Annotated in this window: 18 protein-coding genes; 17 read left to right on the forward strand and 1 reads right to left on the reverse strand. The window is 64.9% G+C overall.

Annotation, left to right across the window (positions count from 1 at the left end; genetic code table 11):
• Window positions 1-28: 28 nt before the first annotated feature.
• From C163_RS13310 to C163_RS13385, 16 genes are all read left to right on the forward strand, one after another.
• A complete protein-coding gene (locus C163_RS13310) occupies window positions 29-412 on the forward strand; it encodes a hypothetical protein (protein ID WP_025339227.1) in 384 nt (127 codons plus the stop codon).
• Between the two features lie 14 nt (window positions 413-426).
• Entirely contained in the window at window positions 427-1,392 is a 966-nt protein-coding gene (locus tag C163_RS13315; RefSeq protein ID WP_025339228.1) for an endonuclease, read from the forward strand.
• Window positions 1,393-1,538: 146 nt separating this feature from the next.
• Window positions 1,539-1,847, forward strand: a complete 309-nt coding sequence (locus tag C163_RS13320) for a hypothetical protein (RefSeq protein ID WP_025339229.1) — start codon at window positions 1,539-1,541, stop codon at window positions 1,845-1,847.
• Window positions 1,848-1,895: 48 nt separating this feature from the next.
• Complete coding sequence (locus tag C163_RS13325; RefSeq protein WP_025339230.1) at window positions 1,896-2,447, forward strand: YbhB/YbcL family Raf kinase inhibitor-like protein; 552 nt, start codon at window positions 1,896-1,898, stop codon at window positions 2,445-2,447.
• A gap of 555 nt (window positions 2,448-3,002) precedes the next feature.
• Window positions 3,003-4,058 carry a 3-deoxy-7-phosphoheptulonate synthase gene (locus C163_RS13330; protein ID WP_025339231.1) on the forward strand — a complete coding sequence of 352 codons (1,056 nt, stop codon included), beginning with the start codon at window positions 3,003-3,005 and terminating at the stop codon, window positions 4,056-4,058.
• Window positions 4,059-4,138: 80 nt separating this feature from the next.
• Complete coding sequence (locus C163_RS13335; RefSeq protein WP_015270259.1) at window positions 4,139-4,420, forward strand: peptidylprolyl isomerase; 282 nt, start codon at window positions 4,139-4,141, stop codon at window positions 4,418-4,420.
• A 13-nt stretch (window positions 4,421-4,433) separates the two neighbouring features.
• Window positions 4,434-6,359, forward strand: coding sequence for an extracellular solute-binding protein (locus C163_RS13340; protein WP_025339232.1), 1,926 nt, complete (start codon window positions 4,434-4,436; stop codon window positions 6,357-6,359).
• The gene (locus C163_RS13345) at window positions 6,356-7,414 is read left to right on the forward strand and encodes a microcin C ABC transporter permease YejB (protein ID WP_025339233.1); all 1,059 of its coding nucleotides are present in this window, start codon (window positions 6,356-6,358) and stop codon (window positions 7,412-7,414) included. The genes C163_RS13340 and C163_RS13345 overlap by 4 nt, the downstream gene beginning before the upstream one ends.
• Window positions 7,414-8,430 (forward strand): ABC transporter permease, encoded by a 1,017-nt coding sequence (locus C163_RS13350; RefSeq protein ID WP_025339234.1) that lies wholly within the window; start codon window positions 7,414-7,416, stop codon window positions 8,428-8,430. Before C163_RS13345 ends, C163_RS13350 begins: the two co-directional genes overlap by 1 nt.
• A 140-nt stretch (window positions 8,431-8,570) precedes the next feature.
• Entirely contained in the window at window positions 8,571-9,950 is a 1,380-nt protein-coding gene (locus C163_RS13355; protein WP_025339235.1) for a sigma-54-dependent Fis family transcriptional regulator, read from the forward strand.
• A gap of 269 nt (window positions 9,951-10,219) precedes the next feature.
• Window positions 10,220-11,611, forward strand: a complete 1,392-nt coding sequence (locus C163_RS13360) for a GntP family permease (protein WP_025339236.1) — start codon at window positions 10,220-10,222, stop codon at window positions 11,609-11,611.
• A gap of 10 nt (window positions 11,612-11,621) precedes the next feature.
• Window positions 11,622-12,392 (forward strand): 3-hydroxybutyrate dehydrogenase, encoded by a 771-nt coding sequence (hbdH, locus tag C163_RS13365; protein ID WP_025339237.1) that lies wholly within the window; start codon window positions 11,622-11,624, stop codon window positions 12,390-12,392.
• Between the two features lie 55 nt (window positions 12,393-12,447).
• Window positions 12,448-12,927, forward strand: a complete 480-nt coding sequence (eco, locus tag C163_RS13370; protein ID WP_015270251.1) for a serine protease inhibitor ecotin — start codon at window positions 12,448-12,450, stop codon at window positions 12,925-12,927.
• 148 nt (window positions 12,928-13,075) lie between these two features.
• On the forward strand, window positions 13,076-15,028 hold the full coding sequence (locus C163_RS13375; protein ID WP_025339238.1) for an acetoacetate--CoA ligase: 1,953 nt from the start codon (window positions 13,076-13,078) through the stop codon (window positions 15,026-15,028).
• A 207-nt stretch (window positions 15,029-15,235) separates the two neighbouring features.
• A complete protein-coding gene (locus tag C163_RS13380) occupies window positions 15,236-15,511 on the forward strand; it encodes a peptidylprolyl isomerase (RefSeq protein WP_009686637.1) in 276 nt (91 codons plus the stop codon).
• Window positions 15,512-15,609: 98 nt separating this feature from the next.
• On the forward strand, window positions 15,610-18,036 hold the full coding sequence (locus tag C163_RS13385) for an autotransporter outer membrane beta-barrel domain-containing protein (protein WP_025339239.1): 2,427 nt from the start codon (window positions 15,610-15,612) through the stop codon (window positions 18,034-18,036).
• Here the strand turns inward: C163_RS13385 and C163_RS13390 are convergent.
• Entirely contained in the window at window positions 18,033-18,656 is a 624-nt protein-coding gene (locus C163_RS13390) for a LysE family translocator (RefSeq protein WP_025339240.1), read from the reverse strand. The two genes, C163_RS13385 and C163_RS13390, sit on opposite strands and share 4 nt — an antisense overlap.
• Before the next feature lie 131 nt (window positions 18,657-18,787).
• Here C163_RS13390 and C163_RS13395 point away from each other — a divergent pair, with 131 nt between their 5' ends.
• Window positions 18,788-19,597, forward strand: a complete 810-nt coding sequence (locus C163_RS13395) for an AraC family transcriptional regulator (RefSeq protein WP_025339241.1) — start codon at window positions 18,788-18,790, stop codon at window positions 19,595-19,597.
• Window positions 19,598-19,823: the final 226 nt, after the last annotated feature.

Consider the following 19,823-nt stretch of genomic DNA (forward strand, 5'->3'; position numbering starts at 1 on the left):
CTCGTACCCCGCCCAGCAGGACATGCCCATGCCACCCTTCACACCATGCTTCCCCACTTCACTGCGCCCCGACGAAGTCCCGGTCGCGCTACTCGACCTGGTCCAGCAGCGCCTGGCCGGGCTGCTCGGCCCGCGCTTCACCGTGGTGCTGGGCGGTAGTGGCAACGGTGCCGGGGTCAGCCACTACCACCTGGCAATCCAGCACAACCAGAGCGGTGTTTCCCTGGAGGACACCGGCGCCGTCGGCACCGGTTTCATCGAGCGCCTGCTGCGCATGGCCACCCAACTCAAGGCCATGCTCGACTCGGCCACGTTCAGCAGCATGGGCAGCGACGACCCGCGCCGCCCACTGGTGTGGATCAGCGAGCTGGCCAGCCCCAAGGAAATGATTACAATGCATGCCCCAACCTGAAATATGTTTTTCCCATGAAATCACTGCTTTACGCCGTATCCTTACTGTTTTCCTTCACCCTCCCTGCCCTGGCCAGCCCACCGGCGACCTTCACCGAGGCCAAGGTGGTGGCCAAGCAGAAGGTGTACATGGACCAGGCCAGCAGTGCCATGGGCGACCTGTACTGCGGTTGCAAATGGGCCTGGGTGGGCAAGTCTGGCGGGCGTATCGATGCCGCCTCGTGCGGCTATCAGACCCGCAAGCAGCAGAACCGCGCCGAACGCACCGAATGGGAGCACATCGTGCCGGCCTACACCTTCGGCAACCAGCGCCAGTGCTGGAAGAACGGTGGCCGCGAGCATTGCGTGGATGACGACCCGGTGTTCCGCGCCATGGAGGCCGACCTGTTCAACCTGTATCCGGCAGTGGGCGAGGTCAACGGCGACCGCAGCAATTTCAACTACGGCATGGTTGCTGGCAATGCAGGGCAATACGGGCAGTGCTCCACCAAGGTCGACTTCGTGCAGCGTGCTGCCGAACCGCGTGACGAAGTGAAAGGCCTGGTCGCCCGCACCACCTTCTACATGTACGACCGTTACAAGCTGAGCATGTCGCGCCAACAGCAGCAGTTGCTGATGGCCTGGGACAAACAGCACCCGGTGTCGGCCTGGGAGAAAGAGCGTGACCGGCGCATTGCCGCGATCATGGGTCATGCCAACCCCTTCGTGACCGGGGAACGCAAATGGACCGCCAACTACAAGCCGGTCGGCAGTGGCGTGGTGCAAGCGGTGCCGGCGAAGGCTGCCAAGCCAGAGGCCAAGCCGAGCCTGGCCAGTGCCGAATCGGTGGGGGCGGTGCTTGGCAACCGCAACAGCCACGTCTATCACCTTTCCGTCGGCTGCCCGGGCTATACCCAGGTCACCGCGAAGAACCAGGTCACCTTCGCCACAGAGGGTGAGGCGCAGGCAGCGGGTTATCGCAAGGCGGGCAACTGCCGCTGATCACCTTCCTCGGGGCCTGCGCGGCCCCCTTGCAATCGAGCGGGCTGCACGGCAGCCCGCAACAATGACCATCCGTCGCCCAGACGGCACCCCACTCCCCGCCCCCAGCCCAACGAATGACAGATCATCCGCAAAGGAGACGTTCCATGATCCGCATTCGCCCACTCTCACTGTGCCTTGCCCTTGCCCTTGCCAGCGTCACTGGCACCAGCTTCGCCGCCACCGACACAGACACCGACAGCCGCCCGCAAACCGACCAGCACGGTGGCAAGACCGCCGGTGAAGACAGCAGCGTCAACAGCCCAGGCAGCAGCAAAGCCAACGACAGCAGCGACACCGGCAGCAACAGCGATGCCGCCGACGGCGCCGCTGGTGGCTCCAACAGCACCGGCGAAGCCACCGGCTCCGGCGCCGGGCACTCGGGTGGCACCGCCGAGGACCAGGACAGCCATTGAGGCCGGCCTGGGCTACACTGCGCCGGAACGCCCTGCCAAGGATTCACCATGAACCTCAAACCCTGGCTGCTCGCCGCCCTGCTGCCTTGCAGCGCCCTGGCCGTCGCTGGTGGCCAGGGCGCGCTGTCGATCAGTTCATCGTCTTTCACCGATGGCGGCGTGATCGCCTTGCAACAGGTTGGCCCGGACCCGGCCTGCGGTGCCGGCGAAGAGCGCACCCCGCAACTGAGCTGGGACAACCTTCCCGCAGGCACCCAGTCGCTGGCCCTGATCATGTTCGACCCGGACGGCGGCAAGGGCATTGGCGTGGTCCACTGGATCGCCTACAACATCGACCCGGCCCAGGATGGGCTGAAGGAAGGCGTCGCCGGGCTGACCGGGCAAGGCGTGACCGTGGGGCGCAACTCGCGGGGCACGCTCAGCTACCGCGGCCCCTGCCCACCCGCCGGCGACAACCCGCACCACTACGCGCTGACGCTGATCGCCACCGACCTGCCATTGGGCACCCTGCCCGAAGGCCTGGACCGCAGCGGCCTACTGCAACTGCTGCAAGGCCACGCGCTAGGGGCGCAGAGCCTGGTCGGGCGCTATGGCCATTGAACCGTGCGGTACAAAAACAATTGATCACCCCCATAGCATTTATCCATTGAATGGCCCGGCCGAACTGAAGTAAGCTCGGGCTCATTCACTGGAGAGCAACATGCCGAAACACACCCGCAACCACGCCAACCACACCGGTCGCAGCCTGCGCCCTGTGCTGGCCGTTGCCGGCTGCGTGGCACCTGCCAGCTATTACTTTGGGTATTGGTTTAGCCACTAGGCGCCGATACCCACACGGCGCCCACCTTCGAGGGGCCGCCGAACATGAGAATACTCAAACCCCCGGTCGGCTCCCCGACCGGGGGTTTTGCTTTTCAGGCCTTTGAACAACACCGATTCACATTGAGGACAGATTCATGAACTACGCCACTTATTACTACGCAAACACCTACGCCTGGCGATTTAGCCAATCCCGTTCGGGCCAGCCTGCCGCCTCCGTTCGGTCTTCCACAGGTGGCAATGCAGCAGCCAATACGAATTCAACGATCTGTCGAACACCTCGATAGGGCCGACCACGCGGGCCAGAACCCGCCGTCCGCCCAGGGAAAAAACGCCATGCAAGCTTCCAGCCTCGCCCTGACCCAGCCGCAAGCGGCCAACACCACCGTCAGCCAGCGCCTGCCCAGCCCGCACCTGCTCAAACAGCAAATGCCGCTGTCCAGCGAACTTACCCAGCAAGTCCATGCCCACCGCCAGGCCATCCGCGACATCCTCGAAGGCCGCGACCAGCGCCTGCTGGTGATCGTTGGCCCGTGCTCGATCCACGACCCTCGCTCGGCCCTGGAATACGCCGACCGCCTGGCCGCCCTCAGCCGCGAAGTCGACGACAAGCTGCTTTTGGTGATGCGCGCCTACGTCGAAAAACCCCGCACCACGGTCGGCTGGAAAGGCCTGGCCTACGACCCGCACCTCGATGGCAGCGACGACATGCACGCCGGCATCGCCCTGTCCCGCGGGCTGATGCTGAACATGATCGAACGCGGCCTGCCGGTTGCCACCGAACTGCTGCAGCCAATGGCCGCCGGCTACTTCGATGACCTTCTGGCCTGGGCCGCGATTGGCGCGCGCACCACCGAGTCGCAGATCCACCGCGAAATGGTCAGTGGCCTGGAGCTGCCGGTCGGCTTCAAGAACGGCACCGACGGCGGCATCGCCATCGCCAGCGACGCCATGCGCAGCGCCGCCCACCCGCACCGCCACTTCGGCATGGATGCGCAGGGCTACCCGGCCATCATCGAGACCTTGGGCAACGCGGACACCCACCTGGTGCTGCGCGGCGGCCACAAAGGCCCGAACTTTGACGCCAACAGCATCGCCATGGCCCGCCAGGCGCTGGCCAAGGCCGGGCTGCAGGCGCGGATCATGGTCGATTGCAGCCATGCCAACAGCGGCAAGGACCCGGCGCGCCAGCCGGCGGTTTTCAACGATGTGCTGGAGCAGCGCCTGGCCGGCGACCGTTCGATCGTCGGCGTGATGATCGAGGGGCACCTGTTCGACGGCTGCCAGGCGCTGGGCAAGGGCGCGCTGAAATACGGCGTGTCGATCACCGACGGTTGCCTGGGCTGGGCCTCGACCGAAACCCTGTTGCGCGAGGCGGCACAAAAACTCTAGGTAGCGAGACGCAAGCCTGGCGAGACATACCCCGGACAAGTGCGCTAGGCTTGCCTTTTTTACCCCAAGGAGCAGTACCCATGGCCCGTGCAACCGCCCGCCACATCCTGGTCAGCAGCATCGATAAATGCAACGAACTGAAAGCCCAGATCGAAGCAGGCGCCGACTTCGCTGAAATCGCCAAAGCCAACTCCACCTGCCCGTCCAGCCGCCAGGGCGGTGACCTGGGCTCGTTCGGCCCGGGCCAGATGGTCAAGGAGTTCGACACCGTGGTGTTCAGCGCCCCGATCAATACCGTGCAAGGCCCGGTGAAGACCCAGTTCGGCTACCACCTGCTGGAAGTGACCAGCCGCCAGGACTAAGTCCTCGCAGCCGATGAAATCCCCTGTGGGAGCGGGCATGCCCGCGAATAGGCCAGACCAGGCAATCTCATTGTCTGATCTGACGCATTCGCGGGCACGCCCGCTCCCACAAGTACTTTGGGGGCTTGTGTTTGCGTGCATGAGCTTGATGGCCCACGCCGCCTCCACCCACGCCCTCACCGTCTACGGCGAAGCCCCCCGCTACAACGCCAGCTTCCAGCATTTCGACTACGTCAACCCCGACGCCCCCAAAGGCGGCATCCTGCGCCGCTCGGCCATCGAGATTGGCCAGTTCGACCATATCCTGCCGTACATCGACAAAGGCATCGGTGTCAGCGAGGTCGATGGCCTGCTGTACGCGCCATTGGCCGTGCGCTCGTTCGATGAACCCTACACCGTCTACGGTCTGATCGCCCGGCGCATGGAGCGCGGCCCGGAGGATGCCTGGCTGCGGTTCGAAATCGACCCGCGCGCCACCTTCGCCGATGGCAAGCCGGTGCGCGCCGAGGACGTACGCTTTACCTTCGAGCTGCTGATGAGCAAGGGCAGCCTCAAGTACCGCACCCAGTTCGCCGATGTTGCCGCCGTCATCGTGGAAAGCCCGCACAGCGTGCGCTTCGACTTCAAGCCCGACCACGGCCGCACCCTGCCGCTGGACCTCGCCAGCCTGCCGGTACTGCCCGAACACGACTGGCAGCAGCGCGATTTTGCCAACGGCGCCGGCTTCGACAAGCCGGTCGGCAGCGGGCCGTACCGTATCGGGCGCATCGACAACGGCCGCAGCATCACCTTCGAGCGCGACGCCAACTGGTGGGCGCGCGATCTGCCGGTCAGCCGTGGCCGCTACAATTTCGCCAAGCTGCGCATCGAGTACTTCGGTGATACCGAAGTGGCGCGGCAGGTGCTCAAAGGCGGCGGCTACGACTACAACCGCGAATTCTCCGCCACCGCCTATACCCTGGGCTACAACGGCGCGCAACTGGACGACGGCCGCCTGCAGCGCGCCCACCTGGGCCCGGCCAAACCGCAGGTTGCCCAAGGCTTCGTGTTCAACCTCGACCGGCCGCAGTTCAAGGACCGTCGCGTGCGCCAGGCGCTGGGCATGCTGTGGGACTACGAGTGGAGCAACCGGCAGATGATGCGCAACATGTACATCCGCCAGCAGAGCGTGTTCTCCAATACCCCGTTGGCCGCCCGCCAACTACCGGATGCCGGCGAGTTGAAACTGCTCGAACCGTTGCGCGGCAAGGTGCCGGACGAAGTCTTCAGCACCGTGTTCACCGCCCCGGTCACCGATGGTTCGGGGATTATTCGCAAGCAGCAGCTGCAGGCACTGGCGCTGCTCGAACAAGCCGGCTGGCGCCCCGAAGGCGACCGCCTGGTGAACAGCCAGGGCACGCCGCTGGCGTTCACCTTCCTCAACGGCCAGGCAGGCATGGAGCGCCTGCTGCTGCCGTGGAAGCGCAACCTGGCACAGATTGGCGTGACCCTGGACATCCGCAACGTCGATTCGGCCCAGTACGTCAACCGCCTGATGGCACGTGACTACGACATGATCGTCACCGGCTACCCGGTCACCCTGTCGCCCGGCGCCGAGCTGTACAACTATTTTGGCTCGGCAGCGGCCCACGACCCTGGGTCGAGCAACCTGATGGTGCTGCAGGACCCTGCCGTGGACCGCCTGATCGACGGCCTGGTGCGCGCCGACACCCAGGCCGACATGCTGCACCACGCCCATGCCCTGGACCGGGTGCTGCAATGGAACTACTACTGGATCCCCAACTACTACCCACCGGGCAGTTCCACTGCCTGGTGGAACCGCTTCGGCCTGCCCAAGGTCCAGGCTGCCTATGACGAAGGCCTGGACACCTGGTGGGAAGTCAGCCCCACCGCGCTGACCAACGCGCAAATGGCCGAACGCCGGAAATCCTCGCCATGACCACCTACATCCTGCGCCGCCTGTTGCTGATCATCCCGACCCTGCTGGCGATCCTGCTGGTCAACTTTGCCATTGTCCAGGCCGCGCCGGGTGGCCCGGTGGAGCAGGCGGTGGCACGCCTGCAGGGCATCGGCGGCGGCGCTCCCGGTGCCCGGGCCGAGGTGGTGCACGGCGAGTCACGGGCCACCCGTGGCCTGGACCCGAAACTGATCGAGGAGATCAAGCGCCAGTACGGCTTCGACAAGTCCGCCCCCGAGCGCCTGTGGTTGATGCTGGGCCAATACGCCCGGCTGGACTTCGGCAACAGCTTCTTCCGCGGCGCCAAGGTCACCGACCTGATCCTCGACAAGTTGCCGGTCACCCTGTCGCTGGGCTTCTGGGCCACGCTGATCACCTACCTGGTGTCGATCCCGCTGGGCATCCGCAAGGCAGTGCGCCACGGCAGCCGCTTCGATGCCTGGAGCAGTGCACTGATCGTGGTCGGCTATGCCCTGCCCTCGTTCCTGTTCGCCCTGTTGCTGATCGTGCTGTTCGCCGGCGGCACCTCGCTCAGCTGGTTCCCGGTGCGCGGCCTGGTCTCGGACAACTTCGATGAGCTCAGCCTGCTGGGCAAGGTCGCCGACTACTTCTGGCACCTGGTGCTGCCGGTCGGCGCCCTGGTGATCGGCGGCTTCGCCACCCTGACGCTGCTGACCAAAAACGCCTTCCTCGACGAGATTTCCCGGCAATACGTGGTTACTGCCCGCGCCAAGGGCCTGAGCGAACGCCGGGTGCTGTATGGCCACGTGCTGCGCAATGCCATGCTGCTGGTGGTGGCCGGGTTGCCGCAGGCGTTGATCACGGTGTTCTTCGCCGGCTCGTTGCTGATCGAGGTGATCTTCTCGCTCGATGGCCTGGGCCGCATGAGTTACGAAGCGGCCGTGTCGCGGGATTACCCGGTGGTGTTCGGCACGCTGTTCATCTTCACCCTGGCGGGCCTGCTGATCCGCTTGATCGGTGACCTGTCGTACACGCTGCTCGACCCGCGTATCGACTTCGACACGAGGGCGCGCTGATGCTTTCACCGATCTCGCGTCGTCGCCTGCAACGCTTTCGCCGCAACCGCCTCGGCTGGGTTTCGTTGTGGCTGTTCGCCGCCCTTCTGCTGCTGAGCCTGTGTGCCGAGCTGGTGGCCAACGACAAACCGCTGCTGCTGGGCTACAAGGGCGACCTGTACGTGCCGGCGCTAAAGCGCTACACCGAGCAGCAGTTCGGCGGCCAGCTGCCGTTCCAGCCAGACTACCGCAGCGCCTATGTACGCCAGCTGATCGAGCAGCAAGGTGGCTGGATGCTGTTCGCCCCCATCCCGTTCAGCGCCGATACCCCCAACTACGACCTGCAGGTACCCACCCCCAGCCCGCCGAGCGCGAGCAACTGGCTGGGTACCGACGACCAGGGCCGCGACGTGCTGGCCCGGGTGCTGTATGGCACCCGGGTATCCTTGCTGTTCGCCTTCGCCCTGACCGTGGTCAGCGTGCTGATCGGGGTGGCGGCCGGTGCCCTGCAGGGCTACCACGGCGGCTGGGTCGACCTGGTCGGCCAGCGCCTGCTGGAGGTGTGGTCGGGGTTGCCGGTGCTGTACCTGCTGATCATCCTCAGCGGGTTCGTCGAGCCGGACTTCTGGTGGCTGCTGGGGATCATGGCGCTGTTCTCCTGGCTGACCCTGGTCGATGTGGTGCGCGCCGAGTTCCTGCGCGGTCGCAACCTGGAGTACGTGAAGGCCGCAAGGGCGCTGGGGTTGCCAGACAGCCAGGTGATGCTGCGGCACATCCTGCCCAATGCCATGAACGCAACGCTGACCTATGTGCCGTTCATGCTGACCGGGGCGATCACCACCCTGACTGCGCTGGATTTTCTTGGTTTCGGCATGCCGGCCGGGAGTGCTTCGCTGGGAGAGCTGGTAACCCAGGGCAAACAGCACCTGGAGGCGCCGTGGCTGGGCTTTACCGCGTTCTTTGCGCTGGCGGTGATCCTGTCGCTGCTGGTGTTTATCGGGGATGCCTTGCGCGAGGCGTTCGACCCCAGGGGATAGGTTTTCAGGTCTGGCCTCTTCGCGGGCTTGCCCGCTCCCACAGGTACCCCGCAGTCCTCAGGATTTGTGGTGACCCTGTGGGAGCGGGCAAGCCCGCGAAGAGGCCGGCCCTGCTTACACAGATTTCAGGATTTCTACCCATGCACGACAGCGACAGCCTCAAGGACTACCCCCAGGTACGGCAACTGGCGATCCGCTCGTTGTTCGAGATCATCGAGCAGTCCAGCGAGGGCACGGTAATCGTCGATCGCCAGGCGCGCATCGTCTGGATGAACGAGCGCTACGCCCGGCGCTTTGGCCTGGCCGACGCCGCCAGTGCCATCGGCCAGCCATGCGAGGCGGTGATCCCGGGCAGCCTGATGCGCGAGGTGGTGAGCAATGGCCGGCCAATCCTGCTGGACATGCTCGACACCCCGAACGAGCCGCTGGTGGTAATGCGCCTGCCCATCCACGACGACCAGGGCGCGCTGATCGGCGCCATCGGCTTTGCCCTGTTCGATGAGTTGCGCAGCCTGTCGCCGCTGCTCAAACGCTACTCCAGCATGCAGCAGGAACTGGCCTCGACCCGCTCGCAATTGCGCGCCCGCCAGGCCAAGTACAGCTTCGCCCAGTTCGTCGGCAGCAGCGCCGCCAGCCTGGAGGCCAAGCGCCGCGCCCGGCGTGGCGCAAGCAGTGATTCGCCGGTGCTGCTGCTGGGCGAAACCGGCACCGGCAAGGAACTGCTGGCCCATGCCATCCATGCGGCGTCGGCGCGGGCGCACAAGGCGTTTGTCAGCATCAACAGTGCGGCGATCCCCGAAACACTGCTGGAAGCCGAATTCTTCGGCACCGCCCCCGGCGCCTTTACCGGCGCCGATCGCAAGGGCCGCAGCGGCAAGCTGCAACTGGCCGAAGGCGGCACGCTGTTCCTCGACGAGATCGGCGACATGCCGCTAGCCCTGCAGAGCAAGCTGCTGCGGGTGTTGCAGGAGAAGGAGTACGAGCCGGTAGGCTCGAACCAGATGCTGCGCAGTGATGTGCGCATCATTGCCGCCACCTCCATCGACCTGCAGGCCGCCATCGCCCGCGGGGCATTCCGCGCCGACCTGTATTACCGACTGAATGTGCTGCCGATCGAGGTGCCGCCACTGCGGCAACGGCTGGAGGACCTGCCGGCGCTGTGCGAGGCCATCCTGGGGGAACTGGGCAGCCAGTATGAGCTCGAGGCCGAAGCGCAGCAGCTATTGGCGCGGCATGCATGGCCGGGGAACATTCGCGAGCTGCGCAATGTGCTGGAGCGGGCCACGCTGCTGGCGGATCAGCCGCGGTTGGGGGTGGCGGATCTACGGGCGGCATTGGGGCCGTTGAGCTCAGTGGCGAAACCCGGGCGTCAGACTTACCGAGAAGCGTGCGAGCAGTTTGAACGCAGCCTGATTGCCGAAGCGTTGGCTGAGCATGAGGGAAATGTGCCAGAGACTGCGGCAGCGTTAGGGTTGGGGCGATCGACCTTGTACAAGAAGATGGTAGCGCTTGGTCTCTGATTGGAGACTTATGTTTCCATTTTGAGACTGCCGCGAGGGTTTTGCCCTCGATCGCGACACAAGGCCGCTCCTACAGGAGATCGCGCTGCACTTGTAGGAGCGGCCTTGTGTCGCGATGGGCCGCAAAGCGGCCCCAAAATCTCAAGACAGAGACAAAAATTCAGTAGAAAACAAAATACCCATATAAATCAATGAGTTAAAAACTGGCACGATTCCCGCTTTCTCCTGCTCACCGATAAAAACAAGACTCACCCAGGAGACCCACCCCGATGACCGTGCTCATCGCCCTTGCCGCTCTGGCCCTGCTGATGCTGGCTGCCTACCGCGGTTACAGCGTAATCCTCTTCGCCCCCATCGCCGCCCTCGGTGCGGTACTGCTCACCGACCCGTCTGCCGTGGCCCCCGCATTCACCGGGGTGTTCATGGAGAAAATGGTCGGCTTCATCAAGCTCTACTTCCCGGTGTTCCTGCTGGGGGCCGTGTTCGGCAAGCTGATCGAGCTGTCCGGCTTCTCGCGCTCGATCGTAGCCGCCGCCATCCGCGTGCTCGGCACCCGCCAGGCGATGCTGGTGATCGTGCTGGTCTGCGCCCTGCTCACCTACGGCGGCGTGTCGCTGTTCGTGGTGGTGTTCGCGGTGTACCCGTTCGCCGCCGAGATGTTCCGCCAGAGCAATATCCCCAAGCGCCTGATCCCGGCAACCATCGCCCTGGGCGCGTTCTCGTTCACCATGGATGCCCTGCCCGGCACCCCGCAGATCCAGAACATCATCCCCAGCACCTTCTTCAACACCACCGCCTGGGCCGCGCCCTGGCTGGGCCTGATCGGCACACTGTTCGTGTTCTGCACCGGCATGGCCTACCTGCAGCGCCAGCGCAACAAGGCCCAGCGCGCCGGTGAAGGCTATGGCAGCGACTTGCGCAACGAACCGGAAACCGCTGCCGACCTGGCGCTGCCCAACCCCTGGCTGGCCCTGTCGCCACTGCTGCTGGTGGGGGTGATGAACCTGCTGTTCACCCACTGGATCCCGCAGTGGTACGGCCCCAGCCACAGCCTGCAACTGCCCGGCATGAGCGCGCCGGTGCAAAGCGATGTGGCCAAGCTCACGGCCATCTGGGCGGTGCAGGCGGCGTTGCTGGTGGGCATCCTGATGGTGCTTGTGTGTGCCATCGGCGCCATCCGCACCCGCCTGGCCGAAGGCACCAAAAGCGCCGTGGGCGGCGCCTTGCTGGCGGCCATGAACACCGCCTCGGAATACGGCTTTGGCGCGGTGATCGCCTCGCTGCCGGGCTTCCTGGTATTGGCCGATGCCCTGCGCGGCATCCCCAACCCACTGGTCAACGAAGCCATCACCGTGACCTTGCTGGCCGGCATCACCGGCTCTGCCTCGGGCGGCATGAGCATCGCCCTGGCGGCCATGGGCGACAGCTTCATCGCCGCCGCCAATGTCGCCAACATCCCGCTCGAAGTGCTGCACCGGGTGGCCGCCATGGCCAGCGGGGGCATGGACACCCTGCCGCACAACGGTGCGGTCATCACCCTGCTGGCCGTGACCGGGCTGACCCACCGCGAGGCCTACAAGGACATTTTCGGTATTACTCTGATCAAGACCCTGGCGGTGTTCGTGGTCATCGCCACGTTCTACGCCACCGGCATCGTCTAAGGAGCTTTGCATGACCCTCAAAGGCAAGACCGCACTCGTCACCGGTTCCACCAGCGGCATCGGCCTGGGCATTGCCCAGGTGCTGGCCCGCGCAGGCGCCAACATCGTGCTCAACGGCTTCGGCGACCCTGCCCCGGCGCTGGCCGAGATCACCCGGCACGGGGTAAAGGCAGTCCATCACCCGGCCGACCTGTCGGACGTGGCCCAGATCGAAGCGCTGTTCGCCCTGGCCGCGCGCGAGTTCGGCGGTGTCGACATCCTGGTCAACAACGCCGGTATCCAGCACGTGGCGCCGGTGGAGCAGTTCCCGCTGGAAAGCTGGGACAAGATCATCGCCCTCAACCTGTCGGCCGTGTTCCATGGTACGCGCCTGGCCCTGCCCGGCATGCGAGCGCGCAACTGGGGGCGCATCATCAACATCGCCTCGGTGCACGGCCTGGTCGGCTCCACCGGCAAGGCAGCCTATGTGGCGGCCAAGCACGGCGTGGTCGGCCTGACCAAGGTGGTGGGCCTGGAAACCGCCACCAGCAACGTCACCTGCAATGCCATCTGCCCCGGCTGGGTGTTGACCCCGCTGGTGCAGAAGCAGATCGACGATCGTGCTGCCAACGGTGGCGATCCGCTGCAAGCGCAGCACGATCTGCTGGCAGAAAAACAGCCATCGTTGGCCTTCGTCACCCCCGAACACCTGGGTGAGCTGGTACTATTCCTGTGCAGCGAGGCCGGTAGCCAGGTTCGCGGTGCCGCCTGGAACGTCGATGGTGGCTGGTTGGCCCAGTGACGGGCGGCCTGGGCCTGGCGACGGTCTTGCATTCGTTTATCTGCAAGGAGGCCCTATGCGCCCAACCCCGATGACCGCGATCCTGGCCCTGACCCTGGCTGCCGCCGCACCCGCGATGGCAGCCAGCCTGAAGGACGTCGCGCCCTACCCCGAGGCGGAAAAAGGCTTCACCCGGCAGGTCATCCACCTGCCGGCCCAGGCTGATGAGTCGGCCTATCAACTGGAAATCCTCGCTGGCAAGACCCTGAAGGTGGACTGCAATCGCCAGCGCCTGGGCGGCAGCCTGGAGGAACGTACCCTGGAAGGCTGGGGCTACAGCTACTACCGCCTGGACAAGGTCAGCGGCCCGGCCAGCACGCTGATGGCCTGCCCCGATGGCAAGAAGACCGAGGCCTTCGTGCCAGTGGTCGGTGAAGGCTTCATGCTGCGCTACAACAGCAAGCTGCCGGTGGTGGTGTATGTGCCCAAGGACGTCGAAGTGCGCTACCGCGTCTGGACCGCGTCGCAGGACGTGCAAAAGGCTAAAGTAGAGTAACGCGCAAGCCCCTGCTGTCAGGGGGCTTCTTCGCGGGCACGCCCGCTCCCACAGGCTATCACCAGGCTGGACATCTACGCTGTACCTGTGGGAGCGGGCGAGCCCGCGAAGGCGCCCTCGAATCCAAATGATCATCTGGAGGTTCGGCATGAACGATGTGCTCTGGCGCCCCTCCACGGCGCAGATCGAGGCCAGCCGGATGGATGCCTTCCGCCGCCGGGTCAACCTGCGCTACAACCTGCAACTCGACGACTACCAGGCGCTGCACCGCTGGAGCATTGAGCAGCGCCCTGCCTTCTGGCAAACCCTTGCCGACTATTTCCACGTTCACTGGCATACCCCGCCGAGCCAGGTGCTCAGCGAAGGGCCGCAGATGCCCGATGCCCAGTGGTTCAGCAACGCCACCCTCAACTTCGCCGAACACCTGCTGCGCCGCCGCGACGACCGCCCGGCCCTGGTCGCCGTGCGCGAAGACGGCCAACGCCAGCTGTTCACCCATGCCCAGCTGGCGGCCCAGGTGGCCGGCCTGCAAACAGCCTTCAAGGCCGCCGGCATCGGCCCCGGCGACCGGGTAGCCGCGCTCATGCCCAATACCTGGCAGACACTGGTCGCCATGCTTGCCTGCACCAGCCTCGGTGCGGTGTGGTCCAGCTCCTCGCCCGAGTTTGGCGTACACGGCATCATCGACCGCTTCGGCCAGATCGAGCCCAAGCTGCTGATCGCCTGCGCCGGGTACCAGTACGCCGGCAAGGCCATCGACCAGGTGGACAAGGTCAATCAGGTGTGCGCGCAGCTGCCCGGGCTGCAACGGCTGATCGTGGTGCCCCATACCCGCAGCGGGACGCGCGCCGACGAATTCCAGGCCGCCAACGTCAGCCTGTGGGACGAGTTCTTTCAGCCCGGCGGCGAGCCCCGCTTCACCCCGCTGCCCTTCGACCACCCGCTGTACATCCTGTATTCCAGCGGCACCACCGGTGTGCCCAAGTGCATCGTCCACCGCGCTGGCGGCGTGTTGTTGCAGCACCTGAAGGAACATGGCCTGCACAACGATCTGAAGGCCGATGACGTACTGTTCTACTACACCACCTGCGGCTGGATGATGTGGAACTGGCTGGCCAGCGGCCTGGCGGTGGGCGCCACGCTGGTGCTGTACGACGGCTCGCCGTTCCATCCCGGCCCCGAGCGCCTGCTGGACCTGATCGACGCCGAGGGCATCCAGGCCTTCGGTACCAGCGCCAAGTACTTGGCGGCGTTGGAGCAGGCGGGCCTCGAACCTGCGGCAAGCCACCGCCTGGAACGCTTGCGCCTGCTGCTGTCCACCGGCTCGCCGCTGTCGCCACACAGCTACGACTACGTGTACCGCAAGATCAAGGCCGACCTGTGCCTGGCGTCGATGTCCGGCGGCACCGATATCGTCTCCTGCTTCGTGCTGGGCAACCCGACCCTGCCAGTGCGCCGTGGCGAGATCCAGTGCAAGGGCCTGGGCATGGCGGTGGAAGTGTGGAACGAACATGGCCAGCCGGTGCAGGGCGATAAAGGCGAGCTGGTGTGCACGCGCAACTTCCCGTCGATGCCGCTGGGGTTCTGGAAGGATACGGACGGCAGCCGCTATCGCGATGCCTACTTCAGCCAGTTCCCGGGGGTGTGGGCCCAGGGCGATTATGCCGAACAGCGTGCTGATGGCGGGCTGGTGATTCATGGCCGCTCCGATGCTGTGCTCAACCCCGGTGGGGTGCGCATTGGCACGGCGGAGATCTACCGGCAGGTGGAAAAGGTCGAGCAGGTGCTGGAAAGCGTGGCCATCGGCCAGGACTGGCAAGGCGACGTGCGGGTGGTGCTGTTCGTTCGCCTGCGTGACGGCCTGCAGCTGGATGAGGCCCTGCGCCAGCACATTCGCCAGGTGATCCGCCAATACACCACGCCCCGCCATGTACCGGCGGTGATCGCCCAGGTCGATGACATCCCGCGTACCATCAGCGGCAAGCTGGTGGAGTTGGCGATTCGCAATGTGGTGCATGGCTTGCCGGTGAAAAACACCGACGCCCTGGCCAACCCCGAGGCGCTGGAACAGTTCCGGGATCGGGAGGAGTTGCAAACCTGACCCTTGTCACCGTCCCTGTAGGAGCGGCCTTGTGTCGCGATGGGGCGCGAAGCGGCCCCAGGTTTTCAGCTTCGCAGCACGAGTTGCCGGGGCCGCTTCGCGCCCCATCGCGACACAAGGCCGCTCCTACAAGGACGCGTAATCGCCTCAGCACAAAACTATGAGGCATAATGCCCACCTTTTTCGCCCCCGAAGCACAGGTACCCCATGAAAGCCCAAGCCCGCCACATCCTGGTCAAGACCGCTGACGAAGCCGAAAAGCTCAAGCAGCGCATCGCCAATGGCGAGGCTTTCGACGTGCTCGCAAAAAAGTTCTCCACCTGCCCTTCGGGAAAGCGTGGCGGCGACCTGGGTGAGGTCCGCCCCGGGCAGATGGTCGGCGCCATCGACCAGGTGATCTTCAAGAAGCCCCTGCGCGTGGTGCACGGGCCGATCAAGAGCAAGTTCGGTTATCACCTGGTGCAGACGTTCTACCGCGACTGATAGCCCCGGGCCACCTGACACTTTTGCCAGTTGTCCCCTTACCGTACAAAACATACAACTCAGGCAGTGGCCCTTCTAATGGACTTGGAGACTTGTCTATGCGCTGCCCTCGCCTGCTTTTGCCTGCTGCACTCCCTTTGCTCACTTTGCCTTTGCTGTCTCATGCCCAATCCCTGACCGTTGCAGCAGGCGACGACCTGGGCGCCATCGTTCAGACGTCAGCTGCAGATCATTTCACCATCACCGGCGGCAAGGTCACGTCGTTGCAACAAGGCGAGGGGCAAGACACGTTCAACATGTCTGGTGGTACGCTAGGGTCACTCAATCAAGGCGGAGCCATGGACGAGTTTGTCATGACCGGTGGCACCATCACCGGTGCCTTCGAAGATGGTGACACGGCGCGGTTCAAGGGTGGCACTATTGGCCGCATAAACCTCAAAATGGCAGACAACTTCCTTGAGATGTCCGAAAACCTTGGTGTGAAAACCATCGTTGTCGGCAACGTGGTCAGCGGCCTTGGCAAAGACACGTACAAGCTGACTGGCGGCATCATCGGTGGCGATCTCAGTAGCAGTAGCGGCGACGACGAGATCAATATCGAAGGCGTCGATCTGAAAGGCGAGATACGTGCCGGCCAGGGCAACGATGAATTCAAGTGGGCGAAGGGCGGGATCGGCAAGAAAGTCGACATGGGCGCCGACAATGACACGGCCACTGTCAGCACACTCGACTTGAGCAGTTCAACAGTGCTGTTGGACGGCGGTACGGGCAGGGATACCCTGACGTTCCAGCAAGCCAAGGTCAGTCAGGGTGCCTTGTATGTCAACTGGGAGTCCATCAACCTGAACCAGGGCAGCCAGTTGACCCTGAACGACAGCTTGGTCCTAGGTGACCTGGGCTCCGATCAGCCACCGATAGCCGCAGCCACGGGCACCGGTACCCTGCAAATCGACGCGACCAGCACACTGACAAGTCGCCACGGCAGCATCGTCAGTATCCAGAATGGCAGCAAGGCATCCGTGATAAACACCGGCACCATAGACCTGAGCAGTGGCAACGACGCTCAGGGTCGCCTGACCATCCAGGGCAACTACACCGGCAACAACGGCACCCTGCGCCTGAACAGCGTGCTGGCCGGCGACGGCGCTGCCTCCGATCGCCTGGTGGTCAGCCGTGGTGCGATTGGCGGCTCTACCCAGTTGCTCATCAACAACCTCGATGGCGCCGGTGCAATAACTGCGCAGAACGGCATTCAAGTCGTTGAAGCGCGTGACGGCGCGGTCAGCACGGCCACCGCATTTGTCCAGACCCAGACCCTTTCAGCCGGCGCCTACGACTACCGGTTGTTCAAAGGCGGCGTGACTGCAGGCAGTGAAAACAGCTGGTACCTGCGCTCCACCCTGGTTGCACCACCCGCTCCGGCCCCTGCGCCGGAACCGGGCGAGCCGACACAGCCAACGCAACCGGGCGAGCCTGTGGTGATCGCACCCGCCGCTACCCCGCCTGTCGCGGCCCCGGCGCCCGGCCAGGTCGACCTGCCAGCACCGGTGCAAGGCGAAAGCCTGCCGCTGTATCGCCCGGAAGTTGCGGTGTATGCCGCAGCGCCACGGGGCGCCGCGATCATCGCCCGCCAGGCACTGGGCACTTTCCACCAGCGTCAGGGCGACCAGCAGCTGCTGCAGGGTGACGGCGTCCTGCCCGCCAGTTGGGGCCAGGCCTATGGCGGTGCGCTACGTCAGCAATGGAGCGGCACGGTCAGCCCTAGCCTGGATGGCGACCTGTACGGTTTCAAGGTGGGCCAGGACCTGTATGCCAAGGTTGGCGACAGCGGATACCGCCAGCATGTCGGTATCTATGTCAGCCATAGCCGCCTGGACGCCGACGTCAAAGGCTTCGCCCTCGCCGTGGAAAACCGCAGCGTCGGTGACCTGGAGCTTGATGGCGACAGCGTCGGCGCCTACTGGACGCTGGTCGGACCGCAAGGCGGCTACCTCGACGCCGTGCTGCAGTACACCCACCTGGATGGCCGGGCGCGTTCGGACCGGGGTGACAAGTTGAACATCGACGGCCACGCCTGGACCGCTTCACTGGAGTCCGGCTATCCCATCGCCCTGTCCGACCGCTGGGTACTGGAGCCGCAGGCTCAGTTGATCGCGCAAAAAGTCTCGCTCGACAGCGCCAGCGATAGCGTCTCGCACATCAACCACGACGCCCAGGTCGAACTGACCGGCCGACTGGGGGTTCGGCTCGAGGGGGCCTTCAAAGGCAGCACCGACCGCCTGTTGCAACCCTATGCGCAAGTCAACCTGTGGCACGGCGACGGTGGCCGCGATACCTTGACCTTCGATGGCGTCGACAAGATCAAGACCGATTACCGCTATACCTCGGTGCAACTTGAAAGCGGCGTGGTAGCGCAGGTCAACGAAGCGCTGAGCCTGCATGGCGGCTTGCAGTACACCGCCAACCTGGACAGCCGCCAGCAGGAAGCCAGCGGCGTGAACCTGGGCGTGCGCTGGCAGTTCTAGCGCCGCGCAGCCAGCAGCCCGAGGCCGGCGCAGCCCAGCAACGAGGCGCTGACCCGGTTGAACAGCCGGCGTGGGCCGGGCTGGCTGAACCAGCGCTGCAGGTACGCCCCCAGGCCGGCGTAGATGGCGATGGCGGCCCATTCCAGCAAAAGGAACAACACACCCAGCCAGAGGAACTGCTCGCTCACCGGGGTGGCGCTGCCGACCGAGACGAACTGCGGCAGGAAGGCGGTGAAGATCAGGATTGCCTTCGGGTTACCAGCGGCCACCCAGAACTCCTGACGTGCCAGGCGCCAGGTGCCGCGTGGGTGATCGCTTGCCAGCACCGCATCGCCCACCGGTGCCCGCCACAGTTGCCAGGCGATATAGAACAGGTACGCCGCCCCCACCACCTTGATGGCCAGGAACAGGTATTCGCTGGTGTGCAGCACCACTGCCAGGCCCATGGCCGCCAGGGCGATCATGCCGCTGAAGGCGACGATACGCCCGCCGCCGGCCACGCAGGCCGTGCGCAGGCCGTAACGGCTGGCATTGTGCAGCGACAGCAGGTTGTTCGGCCCCGGCGCCATGTTCAGGGCGAAGCAGGCGGGGATGAAAAGCAGCAGGCTTGAGAGGTCCATTATTGTTTTCCTTTGGCAACAGGTGTCTATTTCGGCGGGTAGCGGGCCTTGCGGTCAAGTTACAGCCAGCGGAAAAAACTGTATGGGTGCGCGGCGCCTGATAAGCTGCCGCGCATACCGAGGACCCTGTGATGCCCCGTTCCCATGCCGCGTTGTGGCGCGACCCGGCCCTGCCGCATGTCGAAAGCCGCCGCGCCTGCCATAGCCGCGCCTGCTACAAACCCCACAGCCACCCGACGTTTTCCATCGGTGTGGTGGACACCGGCTACAGTCATTTCACCGGTGCCGGCAACGGCCAGCAACGCCTGACGCCTGGCACTCTGGTGCTGGTCCCGGCCCGCCGGGTACATGCCTGCAACCCCGAGCCCGGGCAGGCGTGGAGCTACCAGATGCTGCATGTGGATGCCGACTGGCTGGCACAGCTGCACCTGGAGTCAGGGCTGGAGGGTGCCGGGCCCGGCGAGCCGGCACGTATCTGCCAGGTGCCGGAGGTGTATCGGCAGTTCTGCGAAATGAACAGTCTGCTGTTCTCCAACGCCAGCAGTGGTGAGAAGGATGCGGCGCTGATTGCCTTTCTGGGTGACCTGGACTTTGCCAGGCACGCGCCGCTGGCACCGGCACCGGCCCTGGGGGCGACCGCGTTGAGTGGGCTGATCGCCCACATCGAAGGCCAGGACCCGGCGCAGTTGAGCCTGGCGGTACTGGCCCGGCAGGCCGGGCTTGGGCGCTACCAGTTGATTCGCGCATTTCGCGCGGCCACCGGGTTTACGCCGCATGCCTACCTGCTCAATGCCCGGGTCAACCGTGGGCGGCAATTGTTGGGTGAAGGGCAGGCCCTGGCGGAGGTGGCCTATCGGCTCGGATTTGCCGACCAAAGCCATTTCCAGCGGGTGTTCAAGGCCCATGTGGGGGTGACACCGGGGCAGTATCGGGGAGACTGAAGGCCTGCGCGGTCTGTGTAGGAGCGGCCTTGTGTCGCGAAAGGGCTGCGCAGCAGCCCCGGCAATCTGTGCTGCGGAGCTGAAAACCTGGGGCCGCTTCGCACCCAACGCGACACAAGGCCGCTCCTACAGGGACCGCGCCTGCTGGTCAGGCCTGCAATATTGTTCAATACGGCATGAGCGCCGAGGGGCAGAGTCAGGTTTTCCTCCAGAGCAGCCTCACCCC

It is taken from the genome of Pseudomonas sp. FGI182, from assembly GCF_000511325.1.
Lineage (GTDB): Bacteria > Pseudomonadota > Gammaproteobacteria > Pseudomonadales > Pseudomonadaceae > Aquipseudomonas > Aquipseudomonas putida_Z.

Bases quoted from the DNA above. Each gene is read 5' to 3' on its own strand.
- C163_RS13395 (WP_025339241.1), top strand. From the start codon at position 18,788: ATGCCCCGTTCCCATGCCGCGTTGTGGCGCGACCCGGCCCTGCCGCAT.
- C163_RS13390 (WP_025339240.1), bottom strand. From the start codon at position 18,656: ATGGACCTCTCAAGCCTGCTGCTTTTCATCCCCGCCTGCTTCGCCCTG.
- C163_RS13345 (WP_025339233.1), top strand. From the start codon at position 6,356: ATGACCACCTACATCCTGCGCCGCCTGTTGCTGATCATCCCGACCCTG.
- C163_RS13320 (WP_025339229.1), top strand. From the start codon at position 1,539: ATGATCCGCATTCGCCCACTCTCACTGTGCCTTGCCCTTGCCCTTGCC.
- C163_RS13315 (WP_025339228.1), top strand. From the start codon at position 427: ATGAAATCACTGCTTTACGCCGTATCCTTACTGTTTTCCTTCACCCTC.
- C163_RS13310 (WP_025339227.1), top strand. From the start codon at position 29: ATGCCACCCTTCACACCATGCTTCCCCACTTCACTGCGCCCCGACGAA.
- C163_RS13325 (WP_025339230.1), top strand. From the start codon at position 1,896: ATGAACCTCAAACCCTGGCTGCTCGCCGCCCTGCTGCCTTGCAGCGCC.
- C163_RS13385 (WP_025339239.1), top strand. From the start codon at position 15,610: ATGCGCTGCCCTCGCCTGCTTTTGCCTGCTGCACTCCCTTTGCTCACT.
- hbdH (WP_025339237.1), top strand. From the start codon at position 11,622: ATGACCCTCAAAGGCAAGACCGCACTCGTCACCGGTTCCACCAGCGGC.
- C163_RS13380 (WP_009686637.1), top strand. From the start codon at position 15,236: ATGAAAGCCCAAGCCCGCCACATCCTGGTCAAGACCGCTGACGAAGCC.
- C163_RS13350 (WP_025339234.1), top strand. From the start codon at position 7,414: ATGCTTTCACCGATCTCGCGTCGTCGCCTGCAACGCTTTCGCCGCAAC.
- C163_RS13340 (WP_025339232.1), top strand. From the start codon at position 4,434: ATGAAATCCCCTGTGGGAGCGGGCATGCCCGCGAATAGGCCAGACCAG.
- C163_RS13355 (WP_025339235.1), top strand. From the start codon at position 8,571: ATGCACGACAGCGACAGCCTCAAGGACTACCCCCAGGTACGGCAACTG.
- C163_RS13330 (WP_025339231.1), top strand. From the start codon at position 3,003: ATGCAAGCTTCCAGCCTCGCCCTGACCCAGCCGCAAGCGGCCAACACC.
- C163_RS13360 (WP_025339236.1), top strand. From the start codon at position 10,220: ATGACCGTGCTCATCGCCCTTGCCGCTCTGGCCCTGCTGATGCTGGCT.
- C163_RS13335 (WP_015270259.1), top strand. From the start codon at position 4,139: ATGGCCCGTGCAACCGCCCGCCACATCCTGGTCAGCAGCATCGATAAA.
- C163_RS13375 (WP_025339238.1), top strand. From the start codon at position 13,076: ATGAACGATGTGCTCTGGCGCCCCTCCACGGCGCAGATCGAGGCCAGC.
- eco (WP_015270251.1), top strand. From the start codon at position 12,448: ATGCGCCCAACCCCGATGACCGCGATCCTGGCCCTGACCCTGGCTGCC.